This window comes from Bradyrhizobium diazoefficiens, assembly GCF_016612535.1.
In the GTDB taxonomy this organism is placed as follows: Bacteria; Pseudomonadota; Alphaproteobacteria; order Rhizobiales; family Xanthobacteraceae; genus Bradyrhizobium; species Bradyrhizobium diazoefficiens_C.
Genome location: NZ_JAENXS010000002.1, coordinates 369,897 through 389,480, shown reverse-complemented (window position 1 = coordinate 389,480; position 19,584 = coordinate 369,897). Strand labels below are relative to the sequence as shown.

21 protein-coding genes and 1 pseudogene are annotated in these 19,584 nt (G+C 64.5%); 5 read left to right on the top strand and 17 right to left on the bottom strand.

Going from position 1 to position 19,584, the window contains the following annotated elements:
- Positions 1-2 precede the first annotated feature (2 nt).
- From JJE66_RS18565 to JJE66_RS18555, 3 genes are all read left to right on the top strand, one after another.
- Positions 3-1,097 (top strand): serine/threonine protein kinase, encoded by a 1,095-nt coding sequence (locus tag JJE66_RS18565; RefSeq protein ID WP_200515749.1) that lies wholly within the window; start codon positions 3-5, stop codon positions 1,095-1,097.
- Between the two features lie 92 nt (positions 1,098-1,189).
- On the top strand, positions 1,190-1,744 hold the full coding sequence (locus tag JJE66_RS18560) for a CAP domain-containing protein (RefSeq protein WP_200515748.1): 555 nt from the start codon (positions 1,190-1,192) through the stop codon (positions 1,742-1,744).
- Positions 1,745-1,841: 97 nt separating this feature from the next.
- On the top strand, positions 1,842-3,020 hold the full coding sequence (locus JJE66_RS18555) for an aminotransferase class V-fold PLP-dependent enzyme (RefSeq protein ID WP_200515747.1): 1,179 nt from the start codon (positions 1,842-1,844) through the stop codon (positions 3,018-3,020).
- A 17-nt stretch (positions 3,021-3,037) separates the two neighbouring features.
- Here JJE66_RS18555 and JJE66_RS18550 read toward each other — a convergent pair whose 3' ends face one another.
- Genes JJE66_RS18550 through yajC form a run of 6 tightly spaced genes read right to left on the bottom strand, consistent with a single transcriptional unit; the run spans position 3,038 to position 8,679 of the window.
- Positions 3,038-4,282: a threonine ammonia-lyase gene (locus JJE66_RS18550; protein ID WP_200515746.1), complete on the bottom strand. Its 1,245-nt coding sequence runs from the start codon at positions 4,280-4,282 to the stop codon at positions 3,038-3,040.
- 45 nt (positions 4,283-4,327) lie between these two features.
- The gene (locus JJE66_RS18545; protein ID WP_200515745.1) at positions 4,328-5,191 is read right to left on the bottom strand and encodes a phytoene/squalene synthase family protein; all 864 of its coding nucleotides are present in this window, start codon (positions 5,189-5,191) and stop codon (positions 4,328-4,330) included.
- A complete protein-coding gene (locus JJE66_RS18540) occupies positions 5,188-5,571 on the bottom strand; it encodes an Mth938-like domain-containing protein (RefSeq protein WP_200515744.1) in 384 nt (127 codons plus the stop codon). Before JJE66_RS18540 ends, JJE66_RS18545 begins: the two co-directional genes overlap by 4 nt.
- Positions 5,572-5,631: 60 nt before the next feature.
- Positions 5,632-6,651, bottom strand: a complete 1,020-nt coding sequence (gene secF / locus JJE66_RS18535; RefSeq protein WP_200515743.1) for a protein translocase subunit SecF — start codon at positions 6,649-6,651, stop codon at positions 5,632-5,634.
- Positions 6,652-6,661: 10 nt separating this feature from the next.
- Positions 6,662-8,260, bottom strand: a complete 1,599-nt coding sequence (gene secD, locus JJE66_RS18530; RefSeq protein WP_200515742.1) for a protein translocase subunit SecD — start codon at positions 8,258-8,260, stop codon at positions 6,662-6,664.
- A gap of 50 nt (positions 8,261-8,310) precedes the next feature.
- Complete coding sequence (yajC, locus tag JJE66_RS18525; RefSeq protein WP_200515741.1) at positions 8,311-8,679, bottom strand: preprotein translocase subunit YajC; 369 nt, start codon at positions 8,677-8,679, stop codon at positions 8,311-8,313.
- A gap of 181 nt (positions 8,680-8,860) precedes the next feature.
- Between yajC and JJE66_RS18520 the strand changes: the two genes are divergently transcribed.
- Positions 8,861-9,853, top strand: coding sequence for an ATP-binding protein (locus JJE66_RS18520; RefSeq protein WP_200515740.1), 993 nt, complete (start codon positions 8,861-8,863; stop codon positions 9,851-9,853).
- A gap of 186 nt (positions 9,854-10,039) precedes the next feature.
- Here JJE66_RS18520 and JJE66_RS18515 read toward each other — a convergent pair whose 3' ends face one another.
- Positions 10,040-11,413: a LysM peptidoglycan-binding domain-containing M23 family metallopeptidase gene (locus tag JJE66_RS18515; protein WP_200515739.1), complete on the bottom strand. Its 1,374-nt coding sequence runs from the start codon at positions 11,411-11,413 to the stop codon at positions 10,040-10,042.
- 109 nt (positions 11,414-11,522) lie between these two features.
- Positions 11,523-12,173 carry a protein-L-isoaspartate(D-aspartate) O-methyltransferase gene (locus JJE66_RS18510; protein ID WP_200515738.1) on the bottom strand — a complete coding sequence of 217 codons (651 nt, stop codon included), beginning with the start codon at positions 12,171-12,173 and terminating at the stop codon, positions 11,523-11,525.
- 229 nt (positions 12,174-12,402) lie between these two features.
- Here JJE66_RS18510 and JJE66_RS18505 point away from each other — a divergent pair, with 229 nt between their 5' ends.
- On the top strand, positions 12,403-12,774 hold the full coding sequence (locus tag JJE66_RS18505) for a response regulator (protein ID WP_200515737.1): 372 nt from the start codon (positions 12,403-12,405) through the stop codon (positions 12,772-12,774).
- 62 nt (positions 12,775-12,836) lie between these two features.
- On the opposite strand, the gene surE is transcribed toward JJE66_RS18505, so the two are convergent.
- The 9 genes and pseudogenes from surE to JJE66_RS38970 all read right to left on the bottom strand — a co-directional run.
- Positions 12,837-13,604, bottom strand: a complete 768-nt coding sequence (surE, locus tag JJE66_RS18500; protein WP_200515736.1) for a 5'/3'-nucleotidase SurE — start codon at positions 13,602-13,604, stop codon at positions 12,837-12,839.
- Positions 13,605-13,737: 133 nt separating this feature from the next.
- Entirely contained in the window at positions 13,738-14,100 is a 363-nt protein-coding gene (locus tag JJE66_RS18495; protein WP_200515735.1) for a hypothetical protein, read from the bottom strand.
- Between the two features lie 95 nt (positions 14,101-14,195).
- Positions 14,196-15,527 (bottom strand): serine--tRNA ligase, encoded by a 1,332-nt coding sequence (gene serS / locus JJE66_RS18490; RefSeq protein WP_200515734.1) that lies wholly within the window; start codon positions 15,525-15,527, stop codon positions 14,196-14,198.
- A gap of 138 nt (positions 15,528-15,665) precedes the next feature.
- Positions 15,666-16,478, bottom strand: a complete 813-nt coding sequence (gene tatC, locus JJE66_RS18485) for a twin-arginine translocase subunit TatC (RefSeq protein WP_200515733.1) — start codon at positions 16,476-16,478, stop codon at positions 15,666-15,668.
- Positions 16,475-17,014: a Sec-independent protein translocase protein TatB gene (tatB, locus tag JJE66_RS18480; RefSeq protein WP_200515732.1), complete on the bottom strand. Its 540-nt coding sequence runs from the start codon at positions 17,012-17,014 to the stop codon at positions 16,475-16,477. The genes tatC and tatB overlap by 4 nt, the downstream gene beginning before the upstream one ends.
- Positions 17,015-17,103: 89 nt before the next feature.
- Positions 17,104-17,337 carry a twin-arginine translocase TatA/TatE family subunit gene (locus JJE66_RS18475; RefSeq protein ID WP_200515731.1) on the bottom strand — a complete coding sequence of 78 codons (234 nt, stop codon included), beginning with the start codon at positions 17,335-17,337 and terminating at the stop codon, positions 17,104-17,106.
- A gap of 167 nt (positions 17,338-17,504) precedes the next feature.
- On the bottom strand, positions 17,505-18,248 hold the full coding sequence (scpB, locus tag JJE66_RS18470; RefSeq protein ID WP_200515730.1) for an SMC-Scp complex subunit ScpB: 744 nt from the start codon (positions 18,246-18,248) through the stop codon (positions 17,505-17,507).
- Positions 18,249-18,269: 21 nt separating this feature from the next.
- Entirely contained in the window at positions 18,270-19,109 is an 840-nt protein-coding gene (locus JJE66_RS18465; protein ID WP_200515729.1) for a ScpA family protein, read from the bottom strand.
- Between the two features lie 44 nt (positions 19,110-19,153).
- Positions 19,154-19,342 (bottom strand): annotated as a pseudogene (locus JJE66_RS38970) (glycoside hydrolase family 3 N-terminal domain-containing protein); the annotation flags it as partial.
- Between the last annotated feature and the right edge of the window lie 242 nt (positions 19,343-19,584).

Genomic DNA, 19,584 nt, shown 5'->3' with positions numbered 1-19,584 from the left:
CGATGAACCTCCCCAAAGACGACGCCGCGACACTGTCGGCGCGCTGGACCGAGGGCGTGCTGCTCAAGCGCGACGTGTTCTCGACCGTCGAGCGCGGCCGCTTCCGTGGTGACAATGGCGAAGTCGACGCGGTGCTGCGCCGGCTCGACGAAGTCCCGTGGTGGTCATTGCTCTTGGCGCGTCATCTGTTCGCGCGTGAGAAGCATGCTCTCGTGCTCGCAAAGGGCCTCGACGTCGGGCCCGAACTTCTCTGGGCCGGCCGCCGCGCGCTGGTACGCGGCTTCGTCGACGGCGTCGCGCTGCATCTGGCCAAACCGCATGGCGACCTTGCCTATTTCCAATCGGCCAAGGCGGCGCTGCGCCGACTGCGACGCGCCGGCATCTGCCACAACGATCTTGCCAAAGAACAGAACTGGCTGGTCGGTCGCGACGGGCGCGCCTATGTCACCGACTTTCAGCTCGCGGCCTGCTTCGACCGGCGCGGCCGGCTCTATCGCGTCCTCGCCTATGAGGATCTCCGGCATCTGCTCAAGCACAAGCGCTCCTACGCACCGGAAGCGCTGACGCCGCGCGAGCGAAAAATCCTGGCGAAGAAATCGTTCGCCGCGAGCCTGTGGCTCGCCACCGGCAAGAAGGTCTATCGGGCGATCACCCGCGGCCTATTCAACTTCACCGACCGCGAGGGCGGCGGCCGCCGGCTCGTCAACGATGCACCCGTGCTGGCCGAGCTGATCCGCAAGAACCCGGCCGTGCGCGACACCGCCATCGTCGCCTTTGCCGACCGCCGCTCCGGCGTCGGGCTCTATGCCTTCGTCGAAGCCGATCAGGCCGCACTCGAAGGTCAGCTCCACAACGATCTGTCGGCGGCCAAGGGCCCCAAGCCGCCGGAGCACATCCAGATCGTGCACGCGCTGCCGCGCGACGCCGGCGGCAAGCCGCGCACCGAGATCCTGCAATTGGTCGCCATGAACCAGCTCGATCTGATCGAGCCGATGATGAAGAACGAGCAGGACCGTGCGTTCCTCAAGGACATCCTGGAGCGGCGTAAGAACCTGCGCGATCGCTTTAATTTCGAGGCGGACCTGCCGACGAGCTAGTGTAGGCAGTGCCTTGAAGCGTCCACATTGGCGATAGAGAAGCGATTGGAAAGTTCGGGCTTGGCGGGGTCATGGGCACTCGGGGGACGATGATGCATCGTGTGGTTGGCTGGACCATTGCCGGCCTGCTGTTGCTGGCCACCGTACCCGCAATGGCCGAGTCCCCAGCCGAACAGATCTCCGGCTTCCGCCTCAAGCATGGAGAGGTCCGTGTGGTGCGCGATGCCACGCTCGACCGCATCGCCATGGATCAGGCGCGCGCCATGGCGGCGAAGGACGATCTCAGCCACGAGACGCTCGGCCCGTTCAACAGGCGTATCGCACCGGCCGGCGCGGGCCGTGCCGCTGAAAACATCGCCTACGGTTACGACAATTTCGAGAAAACGCTCGGCCAATGGATCGATTCCTCCGGGCACCGCAAGAACCTGCTGCTGCACAATGCTTCGCGCGTCGGGATCGCGAGCGCCAAAAACGCCAGCGGCAAGCGCACCTACTGGGCCATGGAGATCGCCGGCGATTACGAACCAAAGCGGGGCAAACGCCCGAAGGACACGGAGCCGCTGGTCGCCGTGAAGCGCGGGGCCGCGCCCGCAAGCAAGCCCAAGGCCAGTAACTGCCACATCAAGCTGCTCGGCCTCTGCATCTGAGACCACACCAGGCTTGTTCCTCGCTTTCCCGCGGTCTTGCTCGCGGTGTTCGGCGCGTCTAATCCATGCAGCTGGATCGCAGGAGAGAGAGGCGCGCGTGATCGACATCGACCGAATACGCACCGACACGCCGGCCGCACAATGGCTTGCTTATCTCCACAACGCAGGTGCGGCCCTCATGCCGACGGCTGTTGCGGAGGCGATGAAGCAGCATATCGATCTGGAGAGCGAGATCGGCGGATATGCCGCCGCCGACCGAGAGGCCGATCGGCTTGATGCCGTCTACGGCTCGGTGGCGTGTCTGCTGAATGCCGCGCCCGATGAAATCGCCCTCATGGAGAACGCGACCGTTGCCTGGCAGATGGCGTTCTATGCGCTTCCGCTTCGCGCAGGCGACCGGATCCTGACCGCCGAGGCGGAATACGCCGCCAACTATGTCGCCTTTCTTCAGGTCGCCAAGAGAACGGGCGCGATCATCGAAATCGTGCCGAGCGATACTACCGGCGAGCTCGATATCGGTGCGCTCGAGCGCATGATCGATGAGCGGGTAAAGCTGATCGCCATCACCTGGGTTCCGACCAATGGCGGGCTCGTCAATCCCGCAGCGGCCGTCGGCAAGATCGCCCGAGCGCACGGCATCCCCTTCCTGCTCGACGCCTGCCAGGCGGTCGGCCAGATGGAGGTCGACGTCGAAGCGATCGGCTGTGACATGCTGTCGGCGACCGGCCGCAAGTTCCTGCGCGGCCCTCGCGGCACCGGCTTTCTCTACGTCCGCCGGGCGTTGCTGCGTCAGCTCGAACCGCCGATGATCGACCACTTCGCGGCGCCCTGGGTCTCGCGGGACCGCTATCAGCTCCGCGACGATGCGCGCCGTTTCGAGACCTGGGAGAACAATTACGCGGCTCGGCTCGGGCTCGGCGCCGCTATCGACTATGCGCTCGCGATCGGCCTCGGTCCGATCGAACAGCGCTGCCGCCTGCTTGCGGGCCGCCTTCGCAATGGCCTCGGCGCTATCAGCGGCATCAAAATTCGGGACCTCGGCCGGGCGCCGGGCGCAATCGTCAGCTTCACGATGGAGGGGCGTGAGCCGGATACGATCGTCAGCAGCGCAGCGGCGGCCAATATTACCATCGGCACTTCACATCCGTCGAGCACCCGCATCGACGCGGAAGTCCGTGCGCTGCCGGTGGTCGTGCGCGCCTCGCCGCATTACTACAATACGGAAGCCGAGATTGATCGTCTCATCGCCCACCTCGCCGGTTTGGTCCTGCGATAGCGGCAGAGATGCGCTGCTCAGGTGCAGCGCGCACTCAATCCGGATGCGCCGAGCTTGGCCATGACCTCGTCGAGATGCGCGCTGTCACGGGTCTCGATGACCAGTTGCAGGAGCGTCGCCTTGGCCGGCAGGTCGGAGAAGGTCCGCTGGTGCGAGACCTCGATGATGTTGGCGCCGGCCTCGGCCAGCAACGCCGCGACCGCCGCCAATTGGCCGGGCCGGTCCGGAATATCGAGCGAGAGCTGCGTCAAACGCCCCTCGCGGGCGAGTTCGCGCGTCAGCACCGAGGCGATCAGCCTGGTGTCGATGTTGCCGCCGCTCAGGACGAGACCAACCTTCTCGCCGGCGAAGCGCGTGGGATCGGACATGATCGCCGCGAGGCCTGCAGCGCCAGCGCCCTCGACGACGGTCTTCTCGATCGAGATCAGGGTTGCGACCGCACGCTCGAGCTCAGCTTCGTTGACCAGCGCAATATCGTCGACGAGGTGGCGGATGATTTCGGTGGTGATCTTGCCGGGCGACTTCACGGCGATGCCTTCGGCCAGCGTATCGCCGCGCGCGGGCAGAGTGCCGCCATGGATGGCGTTGTACATCGAAGGATAGAGCCAGGCCTCGACGCCGAGGATCCGCAGCGACGGCTTCAGGGATTTTGCCGCAATGGCGATACCGCTGATCAGTCCACCGCCGCCGATCGGGACGACCAGCGTATCGAGTTCCGGCACCGCCTTGAGCATCTCCAGCCCGACCGTGCCCTGCCCGGCGATGACGAGCGGATCGTCGTAGGGATGGAGGAAGATCATGCCGCGGGCTTCGCCGTGGCTGCGCGCAAACGCAGCCGCCTCTTCCAGCGTCGCGCCCGTGACGACGACCTCGGCACCATGATGTCTGGTGTTCTCGACCTTCACCATGGGCGTGCCGACGGGCATGACGATGGTCGCGGGAATACCGAGCCGCTTGGCGTGATAGGCGACGCCTTGCGCGTGGTTTCCCGCCGACATGGCGACGACGCCGCGTGCGCGCTCCTCTGGCGTCAGCGCCGTGAGCCGGTTGAGCGCACCACGCTCCTTGAACGACGAAGTAAACTGGAGGTTCTCGAATTTGAGCCAGAGCTCGCAGCCGCAGATGTTGCTCAGCGTCCGGCTGTAGCCGCAGGGCGTCTCGACGACCGCGCCGCGGATCGTCTCCGCGGCGGCATGAATGTCGGCGGGCGCGACCGGAAAGCCGCTCAGATCAGGGGACACGGTTTGGGACGGGTCAGCCATAGGACAGCATAGAGCATTTGGCCGGCTCGGGCGATAAGCCAACCGCTATTTGGTAAATTCCCGCGATCGTGAAGCCCGCCACAGCGTCCACAGCGTGCGCAACCGCGACACCGGCTGCGGTGCGAAGGGATTGCGCCCCGGCCGCGACAGTCGATTGAGATCGGCCCGCGCCTGGCTCAGCGGCAGGAATGCAGGCCGCGCCGACGGCGGCAGCTGCGCCAGCAGCGAGAAGGCCGTCGCCAGATGCTGCCGCGCCTCACTCATGAGGTGGTCGAGCACGGCATTGAGATTGGGCGTCTCCTTGCCGGCGAACACCTCCTCGATGCCACAGCCATGGCTGGTCAGGAATTGCTGCGGCAGGAACAGCTGCCGGTGGGCCGAATCTCGTGGCAGATTTGCAATCACCTGCGCGATGCCCTGCGCCAGCCCGGCGTGCCGCGCGAGATGCTCGGCCGCATCGGAAACTTCGCCCATGATCCGCGCCGCGAGCCCGAACAAGGCCGAACAGGTCGCGGCCAAATGGCCTTCGAGCGCCGTCATGGTCGGCATCGGATCGTTGTAGAGATCGAACTGGTGCTCGTCGACGAGCAGCGATAGCGGTTCGACCGGCAGCTCGAAAGCACGGATGGCCCGCAGCAGCTCAGCCGCAACCGGATTGCCCTCGACGCTGCCGTGGGCATGGCCGGACAGCATGTCGGTCCACCATTGCAGACGGATTTCGCCGGGTAAGGGCTGACTCACCTGATCGCGGACGCGGACGATCTCGACATTGAAGGCGTAGAGCGCCAGTAGCGCGCGACGCTCGGCAGCGGGCGCGAGCAGCGTCGCGATATAGCGCGGAAAGTCGTGGGCACGCACGAGGTCGGCGCAGAAGGTCACCGAGTCGGGCGGCGTCTCGGCGCGGCTCATGGCACGGCGATCAGTGCGGCTGCGACACGCCGCCGTTCGCCGATCATGATGTTGTAGGTGCGCACGGCGGGGCCGGTCTGCATGGTGTCCAGCACCACCCTCACAGCCTTCAGGGCCTGTCGTAGCGCCGGCGGCGGCAGCCAGACGCCGGTTCCGGTCCCGATCAGGAGCGTGTCAATGCTATTGGCGGCAGCGAAGACCCGATCCAGCGCATAGCGGTCGATCCTGGTGGGATCGGTGACATCCCAAGCCCAGATCGCGTCGGGCAGGCACAGTAGCGAGCCCCGGTGCGACATGCCGGCGAAGGCGAAGCCGCCCTTGCCGTAAGCCTCGATCGGCGCCGAGTGCGGGAAATGGGGAGCGTTGGGATCGCCGGCCATGAGCTTCGTCCGAATGGGCTGACTACCCTCGCAAACTCATGCGAGGGCATGCGGTTCGGATCATGCCTTGTTTTTCTTCGCCGGCGGAGCCCCTTCTCTCGCATCTTCGCGATGCTCGCCGACGCCGAGATAGATCAGGATCGGCGCTGCGATGAAGATCGAGGTATAGGTGCCGACCAGCACCACGCCGAACATCATCACCGCCGTGAAGCTGTGGATGGCGTGACCGCCGAACACCAGCAGCGCCAGCAGCGCCAAGGTCACCGTGAAGTGCGTGATGATCGAGCGCGACAGCGTCGAGTTGATGGACTCGTTCAGCAGCTGCGGCATCGGCATCTTCTTGTAGCGCCGCAGCATTTCACGGATGCGGTCATAGATGACGACGGTGTCGTTGAGCGAATAGCCGAGAATGGTCAGAAGCGCCGCGATGCTGGTCAGGTCGAAGTCGACCTGGCTGATCGACATGAAGCCGATGGTCAGCACGATGTCGTGCACGTTGGCGATCATGGCGCCGAGCGCGAACTGCCATTCGAACCGGAACCAGAGATAGACCAGGATCGAGACGATCGCGAGCATGAGGCCAAGCATGCCGTAGGCCAGCAATTCGCCGGAGACGCGCGGGCCGACCACCTCGACGCGGCGATAGTCGACGGAATCGCCGAGCGCGGTGCGGATCTTCTGCACGGCCTCCTGTTGCGCGGCGTCACCGCCCGGCTGCTCCGCGACGCGGATCAGCACATCGGCCGGCCCGCCAATTTGCTGCAACTGGACTTCGCCGAGGCGCAAACCATCCAGCGTCGTCCTCATCGCACCGATATCGGCGGTACCGGACTTGGCTCGCACTTCGAGCAGCGTGCCGCCGCGGAAGTCGATGCCGAAATTCAGCCCGTGGGTGAAGAACAGCGTGATAGCGACAATCGACAGCGCCGCCGAGATCGGAAAGCTGATGCGGCGGAAGCGCGTGAAGTCGAAATGCGTGTCGTCCGGGACGATCCGCAGCGAGGGCAGAAGACCGAACACCGAGGCGACGGTGAGGACGGCAATCAGGATGCCCAGCCCGATGAGAACATAGTGAGTCACGATCAGGCTCCTAGATCGGCACGCTCTGCGGCCGTTTCCACCGCACCCATCCGGCCACGATCAGCCGGGTCAGCGTGAAGGCGGTGAACACCGTGGTGACGATGCCGATGCCAAGCGTCACGGCGAAGCCGCGCACCGGTCCGGTACCGATGTAGAACAGCACCGCGGCAGCGATGAAAGTGGTGATGTTGGAATCGAGAATGGTCGCCAGCGCCCGCTTGAAACCGGCGTCGATCGCCGAGATCGCGTTGCGGCCGCCGCGCAGCTCTTCGCGGATGCGCTCGTAGATGAGCACGTTGGAGTCGACCGCGATGCCGACGGTGAGGACGATGCCGGCGATGCCGGGCAGCGTCAGTGTGGCATTGAGCAGCGACAACAGGCCGAAGATCATGGCGACGTTGATGGCCACCGCGATGTTGGCGAACACGCCAAACAACCGGTAGGTCAGCAGCATAAACACGATGACCATGATGGAGCCGACATAGGCAGCCAGCTCGCCCTTCTCGATCGAATCCTGACCGAGGCCCGGACCGACGGTGCGCTCTTCGACGACCGTGAGCGGCGCCGGCAGCGCGCCGGCGCGCATCAGGATCGCAAGATCGTTGGCGGACTGGACCGTGAAGCTGCCCGAGATCTGCCCCTGCCCACCCGTGATGGGCTCGCGAATGACAGGTGCCGAGATCACCTCGTTGTCGAGCACGATCGCGAACGGAAGCCCGACATTCTCCTGCGTGGCCTGCGCGAATTTGCGGGCCCCGGTGGAGTTGAAGCGGAAGGAGACGATCGGCTCGTTGGTACGCTGGTCAAATCCGGGTTGCGCATCGGTGAGCTCGGCGCCCGAGACCAGCACCTGTTTCTTGACGACGTAAGGCACCTTCGGCGAGCTCTGGCTCATCAGCAGCTCGGAGTCCGGCGGCACTCCACTGCGCTGCGCCTGGTCCGGCGGCACCGAGGTGTCGACCATGCGGAATTCCATCTTCGCGGTCTTGCCGAGCAGTTGCTTCAGGTGCGTCGGATCCTGAAGACCCGGGACCTGCACCAAAATGCGGTCGTTTCCCTGGCGCTGGATCACCGGCTCGACGGTGCCGAGCTCGTTGACGCGACGCTCGACGATCTGGATCGACTGCTCGATGGTCTTGCGCATGCGCTCGACCATGGCAGGCTCCGATAGTGCCAGCCGGATCAATCCGCCGCCGGCATCGGATATGTCGAGGTCGCGCTGACTGCTGGACCCGAGCAGGCCGCCGATCGGCTGCGCGAGGTCACGCAGCTTGGCGAGTGCCGTCTGGAGATCTGTGTCCTTGACCCGGACCTCGACAGTATCGCCCCGCGTGACAAGGCCGGTATAGCCGATTTTGGCCTCTCGCAACGTGCGGCGGACGTCGTCGCGGACCTGGTCGAGCTTTTCCTTCTTCACGTAATTGGCATCGACCTCGAGCAGCAGATAGGAACCGCCCTGAAGGTCAAGGCCGAGCACGAGCCGGCGCTGTGCCCAGCCGGGCCAGGTCTTCACCTGCGCTTCGGGGAAGAAGTTCGGGACCGCGCAGAGGCACACGATCAGCGCCGTCAGGATAATCCCGAGCGCCTTCCACCGCGTGAAATACAACATATCGACTGGACCTGTCAGATCAGGAGATTTCTAGAGACTCGCGGAAGCGCTCACTTCGCCGCGGCGTCGTCCTTGGCGCTTTCCTTCGCGCTGTCCTTGGCCGGCTCGCCCTTGGCGCGCACGCCGGATACCATCGACCGCATCTGGCGCACGCGCACGCCGTCGGCAATCTCGAACTCGATCTGGTCGTCATCGACGACCTTGGTGACCTTGCCGACCAGGCCGCCCGTGGTCACTACGGTGTCGCCGCGGCGGATGTTCTTCACGAGCTCGGCATGGTCCTTCACCTTCTTCTGCTGCGGGCGCAGAATCAGAAAGTACATGATCACGAAGATCAGGGCGAACGGCAGCAGCGACATCAACATGCTGTTGGTGTCGCCGGCGCCCGCGGCCTGGGCATACGCAGGGGTAATGAACATTCGGACGATCCTCGTGGAAACGGGGGAAAACCGGTCAGGCCCTGAAGGGCGACCGGTTCGGTCAAATTCGCGCGGACTATAGCGGCCACCGCCCCAATTGCAACGCTGCCAGACCGTCGATTTGGCCACCTTGCGGTGGGCCGTCAGGCCCGATAAGGCTGCATTCTCAGGAACTTCGGACATGCCCAAAAAACCAAGCAAAAGCCCGGCCGGCAAAGGCCCCCGTACCCCTGCCACGAAGCCTGCCCAGGTCGCGGCAAAACGCCTCAAGGCGGTCTTAAAGGCGGCTCCCAAGGTAACCCCGGACGTTTCCCAGGAGCGCATCGTCCGCGCGCTGGAAACCATTGCGGCCCACCTCGCCGCTCAGGGCAAGCCGGCCGTCGAGCGCGAGTCGTTCGAACGGGCGGATGCCTATGTCTGGCATCCGGACGGCCGCCTCGCGGCCGTGTCGCGGGTCAGCCGCGTCGAGCTGTTCCTGCTCAAGGGCGTCGACCGGATGCGCGACATCCTGATGGAGAACACCGAGCGCTTCGCCAACGGCCTGCCCGCCAACAATGCTCTGCTCTGGGGCGCGCGCGGCATGGGCAAGTCGTCGCTGGTGAAGGCGGCGCATGCCAGCATCAACGCGGACCGCAAGCCCGCCGACAGACTGAAGCTGATCGAGATCCACCGCGAAGATATCGAGAGCCTGCCGGCGCTGATGGAGCAGCTGCGCGCCTCGTCCTTCCACTTCATCGTGTTCTGCGACGACCTCTCCTTCGACGGAAATGATGCGTCGTACAAATCGCTCAAGGCCGTGCTTGAAGGCGGCATCGAAGGCCGGCCCGAGAACGTCATTCTCTACGCCACCTCCAACCGCCGCCATCTGCTGGCGCGCGAGATGATCGAGAACGAGCGCTCGACCGCGATCAATCCCGGCGAAGCCGTCGAGGAGAAGGTCTCGCTGTCGGATCGCTTCGGCCTCTGGCTCGGCTTCCACCGCTGCAGCCAGGACGAATATCTCGCTATGGTGCGCGGCTATTGCAGCCATTTCGGCGTCAAGGTCGACGACGAGGCGCTGGAGCGCGAAGCGCTGGAATGGTCGACCACGCGCGGCTCGCGATCGGGCCGTGTCGCCTGGCAGTTCGTGCAGGAGCTGGCAGGACGGCTCGGCGTGAAGCTGACGGCGAAGTAGCGAACAGCATCGCCCCGCCAACAACTGTCATTCCCCGCGCAGGCGGGAATCCAGTACGCCGCGGCCTATCGGCTCAATAACGATTGTCTCTGGATACTGGATCGTCCGCCCCAGTGCGCAATTGCGCACAAGGCGGACGATGATAGCGTGAATGTCGCGGGAGTGTACCCGGCTGAGGCGTAGGCCTCACGCCCCGTTCAGGAATTGAAGCGGGTCAACCGGGCTCGATCCCTTACGGATCTCGAAGTGGAGCTGCGGCGACGCCACCTCCCCGGATTGACCCGACTTGGCAATGACCTGGCCGCGCTTGATAGGATCGCCGCGCTTCACCAACAGCTCACTCGCATGGGCATATGCGGTGACGTAGCCGTTGGAGTGCCGAACCAGGACCAAATTGCCATAGCCCTTCAGCTCGTTACCGGAATAGGCAACGACACCGTCCTCTGCCGCCTTGATCGGCGTACCCTCGGGCACCGCCACATTGATGCCGTCGTTGGACTTGCCGTTGGTCTTGGCGCCATAGCTCGTGATCACCTTGCCGCGCACCGGCCAGCGGAACGTTGGCAGCGAGCTGGTGGTCTCTGCCGCTTTCGCTGGCGTCTCGGCCGTCTTGTCTTCGACATTGGTGGTGGCCTGGGCGAGGCGCGCGCTCTGAACCGGCGTGGCGACAGCGGCCATCCTGGTGGCAGGTGCGGGAGCAACGGGCTGCAGCGCAGCCGCCACGGGAGCCGCTGCAACAGGCGCCGGAGCAAACGGCGCCGCGACCGCCGCCGTCCTGGCGCCCGGCACGGTCAGCTTGGTACCGAGCTTGAGTTTTGCCGACGGCGCGAGACCGTTGGCGCGGGCGAGCTCGGCTGCGGAGATATGGTTCTTGCGGGCAATACTGGCGAGGGTGTCGCCGCGATTGACGAAGTGGGTGCTCGGCGGTGCAGCGACGGCGGCAACCGGCTTTGGCGCCATCGCGGGAGCCGCAGCAACAGGAGCCGGGGCAGCAGCCGTTGCGCCGGGATGCGGGATGACCAGCTGCTGGCCGGGCGAGAGCGCGCGCGGCCCCTTATAGCCGTTGGCGGCCATGATCGCCTGCGGGGTCACGTGATAACGCTTGGCGAGCACGTCGAGCGTATCGCTGGTGCCGACGATAATCTTGGTCCCGCCGGCGGGCTGGGCGGCCGCAACCGAACGCGGCGGCACGGTGCCGGTGGTTTCGAGATGCGGCTGAGCCGGCGGCGAGTAGGAGCCGAGTCCGCGACCACCTCCGGAGACGCCCCCGCCGGATGCAACCGGATAGGATTGCGGTGCGGCGACCGCTGGCGGCAAGGGCTGGGACTGATAATAGCCGGGCTGGGTCTGCGGCCGCGAATACTGCGGCAACTCGCGCTGCGGCGGCGGGGCCTGCTGCACCGAGCCGGTCTGCTCAGAGGCGAAGGGATTCGAGAAATTCGACTGGGACAGCCGCGACTGCATGTCGGCACTGCACCCGGCAAAGCTGAACGAGATCAGCGCCAAGACCGCAACCTGCGGCACGCGGCGCGAGTAAAGCAACTCGGCGACAACAGACATGGTTACTCACTCGTACGCAACAGAACTGATCTTTTAAGTAAACACGCGCCGAGTAAATAACGGCTTAACCCTCCCAATAAGATGTTGGACGCGCAGCCAATCCGGAATTCTACAGCTCTCGCGCCACGCCGGGCAGTGCCGGCACGAAACGGACATCGACGAGTTCCTTGCGCTCGATCCCGGCCTCGCTGCGACTGAGACGGGTCAGAGTCTGCACGCCCTGATGCGGGCCCACCGGCGCAATCAGGATACCGCCTACCTCGAGCCGCTCAACCAGGTTCTCCGGAATCTGCTCCACCGCGGCGGTGACGATGATGCGATCGAACGGGCCGATGTTCGGCGGCAAATCGAGGCCGTCGCCGAGCATCACCTCGACATTGTGACAGCCGAGCTTTTCGAGCCTGGCGCGTGCGGCATCTGCAAGCCTGCGATAGCGCTCGACCGTCAGCACCTCGCGCGCCAACCGCGACAGCACGGCGGCCTGGTAGCCGGAGCCGGCGCCGATCTCGAGCACGCGGTGCTGTTTCTGGAGCTGGAGCTGCTCGGTCATGTAGGCGACGACGAAGGGCTGGCTGATGGTCTGCCCGCACGCGATCGGCAGCGCGCTGTCACGGTAGGCGGCGTCGCGGTCGGCCTCCTCGACGAACAGATCGCGCGGCACCTCCTCCATGGTCCGCAGCACCGCCTGATCGCTGATGCCCCGACGCCTCAGCGAGAGCTGAAACATCATCTTTTCCGGCGGGTGCTGATGGGAGGCCATTGCTGTTTGCGTTCGTCTCGAAGGGGTTGGATCGATGGTCTTTCGTCGCAACGGCCCAGGCGAGAATCTTGTTCCGGCTCAGGAACCTATGATAGCCTTCCGGCGCAACACTTGACCACAATCGGCTTGCGACAGATTAAGCTATTTGCAGGTTTCTGTAGGCCAAAGCGTGCATTGCGTCGCCGGGCGTTATCTGCGAACGTTTTCAGGAATGGGCAAGGACCAGGTTATGGCTTCGACAGGGCTTTCGGGCCGCTCTGTATTCCTCGTCGAGGACGAGGTCATGATCCGAATGATGGTCGCGGATATGCTGGAAGAGCTCGGCTACAAGATCGCCGCCGAGGCGGGCGATATCCCGGAGGCCCTGCGGCTCGCCCAGGCGACCAAGTTCGACATCGCCATCCTCGACGTCAACGTCAACGGCAAGGTCATCTCGCCGGTTGCCGATGTGATCAAGGCCAAGGGCTGCCCCTTCATCTTCGCAACCGGCTACGGCTCATCGGGCTTGCCCGAACAATATCGCGACCGGCCCGCGCTGCAGAAGCCGTTTCAGCTCGACGCGCTTGGCAAGACCATCGAAGCCGCACTTCGCGGCGGCTGACGCTATCTCGAGAGGCGTGGCCCGGATTGCGCTTCGCTCCATCCGGGCTACAGACCCTTTGGCTACTTGAGAGTGGCGCTCAGCTCTGCGGAAAACCCTTCATTGGTGCGGTCGAGCCGCAGCGGCGTGACCGAGACATAGCGCGCACGTAGCGCCGCCAGGTCGGTGCCTTCGGCCGGCGTGTCCATCATCGCCGTGCGTTCGAACCCAATCCAGAAATAGGGATTGTTGCGACCGTCCCTGCGCTCGTCGATCCGCAGGAAACCGAGATTGCGCTTGCCTTGCCGCGTGACGCGAATGCCCTGCACGTCCTCCGGCGCACAGGAAGGGAAATTGACGTTAATGACGGTATCCCTTGGGATGCCGGCCCTGATCACCTTGCGCAGGATGTCGGGGCCGAATTTACGCGCGGTGTCCCATAGCGGCCGCTCGCGCGCCTCGACGCTGAATTCCTGCGACAACGCGAATGACGGAATGCCCAGGATGGTGCCTTCGAGCGCGCCGGCGATGGTGCCGGAATAGACTACGTCCTCGGCAACGTTGCGGCCCTTGTTGACGCCGGAGAGCACGACGTCGGGCAGCTTGGCGCCGAGGATATGGCGCGCGCCCATGATGACGCAGTCGGTCGGCGTGCCGCGCACCGCGAAGTGTCGCGGCCCGACTTCGCGAAGGCGCAGGGGATCGTTCAGCGACAGCGAATGCGACACGCCGGACTGGTCGAGCTCGGGCGCTACCACCCAGACGTCGTCGGACAGCGCACGTGCAATCTCCTCCACGACCTTGAGGCCGGGGGCGTGGATGCCGTCGTCATTGGTGCAGAGAATGCGCATGCCTGAGGTCGATTCCTGAGCTGGAGTCAGGCCGTCTTATCCGGCTACGGCCGATCAAGCAAACCGGCTTCGGCGCGGACCTCATCTCTAATCGCTGCTCATTGTCGCAGCGCAGCAATTGATCCCACTTGCCTTAACGGCGGACGCGCCATTGTGGCAGGAAGCGCGCGAGCTTGCCTTCCGCGCGCAGATGCATCGCCGGCACGACTGGGCTGACGAGGGGTGCCTCAATTACGCCGAGCGCCTTCAGCTGCGCAAGGAACGGGGCCGATGCCGGCGTCTCTGGAAAGCGCTCGCGCGCCATCATCACCGCCTTATCAAAATCCTCGACATTGACGCCGGGCTTGGCACGCCGGCTTTGCACGTGCGCATCGTTCCACAGCCGCGCGATGTCGATGTCCAGCACGCCACGCAAGCGCTGGTCGACGGCCTGAATGCCTGCGCCGGTCACCGCCCATTGTCGGCCGACCCAGAAGATGTCGCTGTGCAAGCCCATGGACGTTCGGTTCGCGTTGACGGATGGCCGGCAGGATAGCCGGCCGCCCGATCTTCGCAACCAAACGTTTCTGGGTTTCCGACCGGCAACGCGCCCTAATCGCGCGCGACGACCTTCAGGCCGCCCATATAGGGCTGGAGCACGCTGGGGACCGCGATTGAGCCGTCCTCCTGCTGATAGGTCTCCATGACCGCGATCAGCGCACGACCGACGGCGGTACCGGAGCCGTTCAGCGTGTGCACGAAACGCGGCTTGCCGTCGGGGCCGCGCGAGCGCGCATCCATGCGGCGCGCCTGGAAATCACCGCACACCGAGCAGCTCGAGATCTCGCGGAACATGCCGCCGTCGCCCTGCCCGGGCATCCACACTTCGATGTCATAGGTTTTTTGCGACGAAAAACCCATATCTCCAGCGCAGAGCGTCATCACGCGATAATGCAGGTCGAGCTTCCGCAACACCTGCTCGGCGCAGGACAGCATCCGCTCCAGCTCGTCCTTGCTGGTCTCCGGCGTCGTGATCGAGACCAGCTCGACCTTGGTGAACTGGTGCTGGCGGATCATGCCGCGCGTGTCGCGCCCGGCGGCCCCCGCCTCGGCGCGGAAGCACGGCGTCAGCGCCGTCAAGCGCATCGGCAGCTGCTTCTCATCGAGAATGGATTCGCGTGCGAGGTTGGTGAGCGACACTTCCGCGGTCGGGATCAGGCCGAGGCGCTCGGTCTTCAGCCGCTCATGATCGGGCGAAGCAAGCAACTCGCCTTTGATGGCCCAGAACTGGTCGTCCTCGAACTTCGGCAACTGCCCGGTGCCGAACATCACCTCGTTGCGCACCAAGAGCGGCGGGTTGATTTCGATGTAGCCGTGCTCGGTCGTGTGCAGGTCGAGCATAAACTGACCGATCGCACGTTCGAGCCGCGCCAATCCCTTCTTCAGCACGACGAAGCGCGCGCCGGAGAGTTTTGCCGCCGCCTCGAAATCCATGTAGCCGAGCGCGGTGCCGAGATCGTCATGCAGCTTCGGCGCAAAGCCGTAATTGCGCTTGTTGCCGAACACGTGGTGCTGCACGTTGCCGTGCTCATCGACGCCATCGGGCACTTCATCGAACGGAATGTTCGGGATCGCGGACAGCTCTTTGATCAGTTCGTCGTCAGCAGCTTTCGCAGCGGCTTCGAGCTCCGGCATCGTGGTCTTGAGCTCGGCAACCTCGGCCATCAGCTTGGCCGCGCGCGCCTCGTCCTTTGTCTTCTTGGCGTCGCCAATTTCCTTGGACGCAGCATTGCGCCGCGCCTGCGCCTGCTCCGAGGCCAGGATCGACGCCCGCCGCCTCTCGTCGATCGCGAGCAGCGACGCCGATAACGGCTTCAGGCCCCGTCGTGCGAGGCCTGCGTCAAAGGCTAGCGGATTGTCGCGAATTGATTTGATGTCGTGCATGGCTGATTTCCCGTCATGGCCGGGTTTATCCCGGCCATCCACGTGTCTGCCGCCTTAGATCAAGTCGTGGATGCCCGGGTCAAGCCCGGGCATGACGAATCATGGGCTGAGCAGCGATATGATAGAGCGAAAAGCGCCCTACTCCGCTGGATTGGCGTCCGACGACGCGTCAGTGCCGCTTGCCTGCGATGAGGCTGCCGCTTTCTTCTCCACCATGGCCACCGCGATGATCGAACCCTCATAGAGCGCGAGCAGAGGGATCGCGAGCGAGCACTGGCTGAGGATATCCGGCGGCGTCAGCACGGCCGCGATGATGAAGGCGACCACGATGAAATAGCGTCGCTTGTCACGCAGCATTTTTGCCGTGACGATGCCGATCCGGCCCAGAAGCGTAAGGATCACCGGGAGCTGGAAGGCGATGCCGAAGGCGAAGATCAACGACATCGTCAGCGACAGATATTCGCCGACCTTGGGCAGCAGCTGGATCTGCGCGGTCTCCTCGCCGCCCAACTGCTGCATGCCGAGCGAAAAGCGAACCAGCATCGGCAGCACGACGAAATAGACCAGCATCGATCCCAGGACGAAGAAGAACGGGGTCGCGACCAGGTAGGGCAGGAACGCCTGCTTCTCGTGCTTGTAGAGGCCCGGCGCGACGAACGCATAGATCTGTGTCGCCACGATCGGGAACGAGATGAAGCCTGCACCGAACAGCGCGAGCTTGAGCTGGGTGATGAAATATTCCAGCAGCGCCGTGTAGATGAATTTCGAGTTGTCGGCGCCTGCGACCCATACGAACGGCCAGACCAGCACGTTGTAGATCTGCTTGGCGAAGAAGAAGCAGAAGATGAAGGCCAGGCCGAAGCCGAGCAGCGCCTTGATCAGCCGCGAGCGCAGCTCGATCAAATGGTCCATCAAGGGGGCTTTGCTGGCTTCGATCTCGGCGTCGCTCATGACGCTTTGGCGTCCTTGATCGCCTCGGATGGCGCGGTATCCTGGCTGACCGGTGCAGGCTCGACCTCGCGGGTGATCGCGAGCGGTTCGTTCACCGCCGCCTCGGCTTTCACGAAGGTCTCCGGCGTCGGAGCTTCCGGCGTCGTCGGGATCGTCACAGTTTCAGTTGAAGTCGTCGGCGCCTCACTTGAGGTCGTCGGCGTTTCAGCTACAGCGGTCGTGGACGTCTCGGTCGGCTTGTCGAGTGCGTCAACGCGGAGCGCGTCGCTGACATCCTTCTGAAGCGAGGTCATCAGATTGCCGCCGGTGAAGCCGGAGGCGGCTTCCTTGACCTCGTCAAAACTCTTCTTGAGGTCGGCCATCTCGGCCTCGCGCATGGCCTCCTGAAACTGGCCCTGGAATTCGGCGGCCATCTTGCGGGCCTTGCCCATCCATTGACCGACCATGCGCAGCACGCCCGGCAGCTCTTTCGGGCCGATGGCGACCAGGGCCACGACCCCGATCAGAACCAGTTCACTCCACCCGATGTCGAACATGACGTCTTCCGTTCACGCGAAACCACAATCGGCCCGATCCCTCAAGCGCAGGATCCAGGCCGCTACCCGCGTCTCGCGTGCTTTCTGGCTCAGACGGCCTTGCTGCCGACGTCGGATCGCGCCGCGGTCGGCGCCGCATTGTGCTCGATGGACTTGGACGGCTCGGGCTTGTCGGCGACCTTGTCGTCGTCCTGCATCCCCTTCTTGAAAGCCTTGATGCCCTGCGCCACGTCACCCATCAAATCCGAAATCTTGCCGCGGCCGAACAGCAGCAGGACCACTGCGATCACCAAGATCCAGTGCCAAATGCTAAGCGAACCCATCCTGCAACCCTCCAAACGCGCATGGCCGGGACCCCGGCCGATCTACGACGAAACGTAGGCTTCGCAGGCGTCAAAAACAAGGACCAAGGCAGCGCCAATTCGCTGTTGGCGCTACGTAATCCTGCTAGTGTTAACCGGTCGCAGGGGGCCGGGAAAAGGCCGGAATCTCAGCCTTCTTCGCCGCCCTCGTTACCACCTTCCGGCGGCGTCTCCGGCTCGACGGCAGGCGCCAGCGCCAGATCCAGGTCCTCGCCCGGTTCCAAGGGATCCTCGTCCTCACGCAACGCCGGGTCGTCCGACGGCGTCGGCACGCTGAAGCCGGTCGGCAGACGCGAATCCAATAGGCCCGTGCCCTTCAGCTCCTCCAGCCCCGGCAGATCGCCAAGCTGTTCCAAGGTGAACTGCGACAGGAAGTCCTCAGTGGTTCCGAAGGTCAGCGGACGGCCGGGCGTCTTGCGGCGGCCGCGTGGCTTGATCCAGCCGGTCTCCAGCAGCACGTCGAGAGTTCCTTTGGAGGTGATCACGCCGCGGATCTCCTCGATCTCGGCGCGCGTCACCGGCTGGTGATAGGCGATGATCGCAAGCACCTCGAGCGCGGCCCGCGACAGGCGCCGGGTCTCCGTGCTCTCGCGGGTCATCAGCCAAGCGAGATCGCCCGCGGTGCGGAACGTCCATTTGTTGGCGACCCGCACCAGGTTCACGCCGCGCAAGGCGTAGTCTGCCTGGAGCTGTTCGAGTGCGGCCTTGACATCGACGCCCTCCGGCATGCGCTTGGCCAGCGTCGCGGTATCCAGCGGTTCGTTCGAAGCAAACAGCAGCGCTTCCAGCAGCCGCAATTCTTCGGGACGTGCCTGGGATTCGTTCTCCATCGGCTCGGCCTCTTCTACCCGCACTTCAGCCAGGCTTGCCATGGCAGCTTCTCCTTCTTGCACTTAAGCGACCGGCGCATCGGGCGCGGGAGCTGCGTCCGGAACCGGTTTCGGGCGCCCCTTCCGGAAATAGATGGGCGCAAACGCCTCTTTCTGGTTCAACTCGAGCTGACCTTCACGCACCAGCTCGAGCGCGGCGGCGAAGCTCGAGGCGAACACCGTCGCGCGCTGCGTCGGATCGGCGACGTGACGGACCAGGAAATCATCGAGGACACCCCAGTCGTCCTGTTCGGTGATGCTGCCGACCAGCCGCTCCAGCGTGGCGCGCGCCTCGGCCAGCGACCACACCGTGCGCTTGGCCAGATGCACGCTCGCCAGCACGCGCGACTGGCGCTGCGAGGCATAGGCCGTGAGCAGATCGTACAGCGTCGCCGTGTATTTCGGATGCCTGATCTCGGCGATCTGCTCGGGCTCGCCGCGCGGGAAAATGTCACGCAGCAATTGCTGCCGGTTCATCAGCCGGTTGGCGGCTTCGCGAATGGCTTCCAGACGGCGCAGACGGTTGGCGAGCGCGGTTGCCATTTCCTCGGCGCTCGGACCGTCCGCGCTCGGCGGCTCCGGCAGCAGCAGGCGCGACTTCAGGAAGGCGAGCCAGGCGGCCATGACGAGATAGTCGGCGGCAAGCTCCAGCCGGATCTTTCGCGCGGCCTCGATGAAGTGGAGGTACTGGTCGGCCAGCGCGAGGATCGAGATCTTGGCGAGGTCGACCTTCTGCTGCCGCGCCAGCGCGAGCAACAGATCGAGCGGGCCTTCATAGCCCTCGACGTCAACCACCAACGCCGGCTCGCCCTCGGCGAGCTCTGCGGGCCGGCCGGTTTCAAACGATAGGATTTCTGCGGTCATGCGGATGCCGTCGTTACCCGTGCAATCGATGCGCCCAATTTCGCATTGTCGTTGCTGTGAAGCGTCGTGTCGCAGCCGGCCGCGAACATGGCGCGAATCCGGTCGCCAACGCTTCCCGCCAGCGCGTTCATCATCGGCACGTCATCACTCATTAATAAACCCTGGAACCCGACTGCACTGCGAATCACCTGAGAGATCATTGTCGCAGAAGTCGTCGACGGATGGGCGGGGTCGGCCACGCCATCCACGGGAATGCTGAGGCCAACGAGATTGGCCCCGATAACCCGCGTCGCCGTCACTTCCTCAGCTATTGCCGTAACTTGGGTCGAAATCTCGACGCTACGCCTGAAGCGATTGAAGTCCCATGGGCGCTCGCTGCGGGCAAACTCCCGCTCAGCGGCGGTCAGCTCCGTTCCGGATACGGTAATGAAGGCCCGCCTGCTCATGGGGCCGATTACCCCTGCCCCGGCAGGGG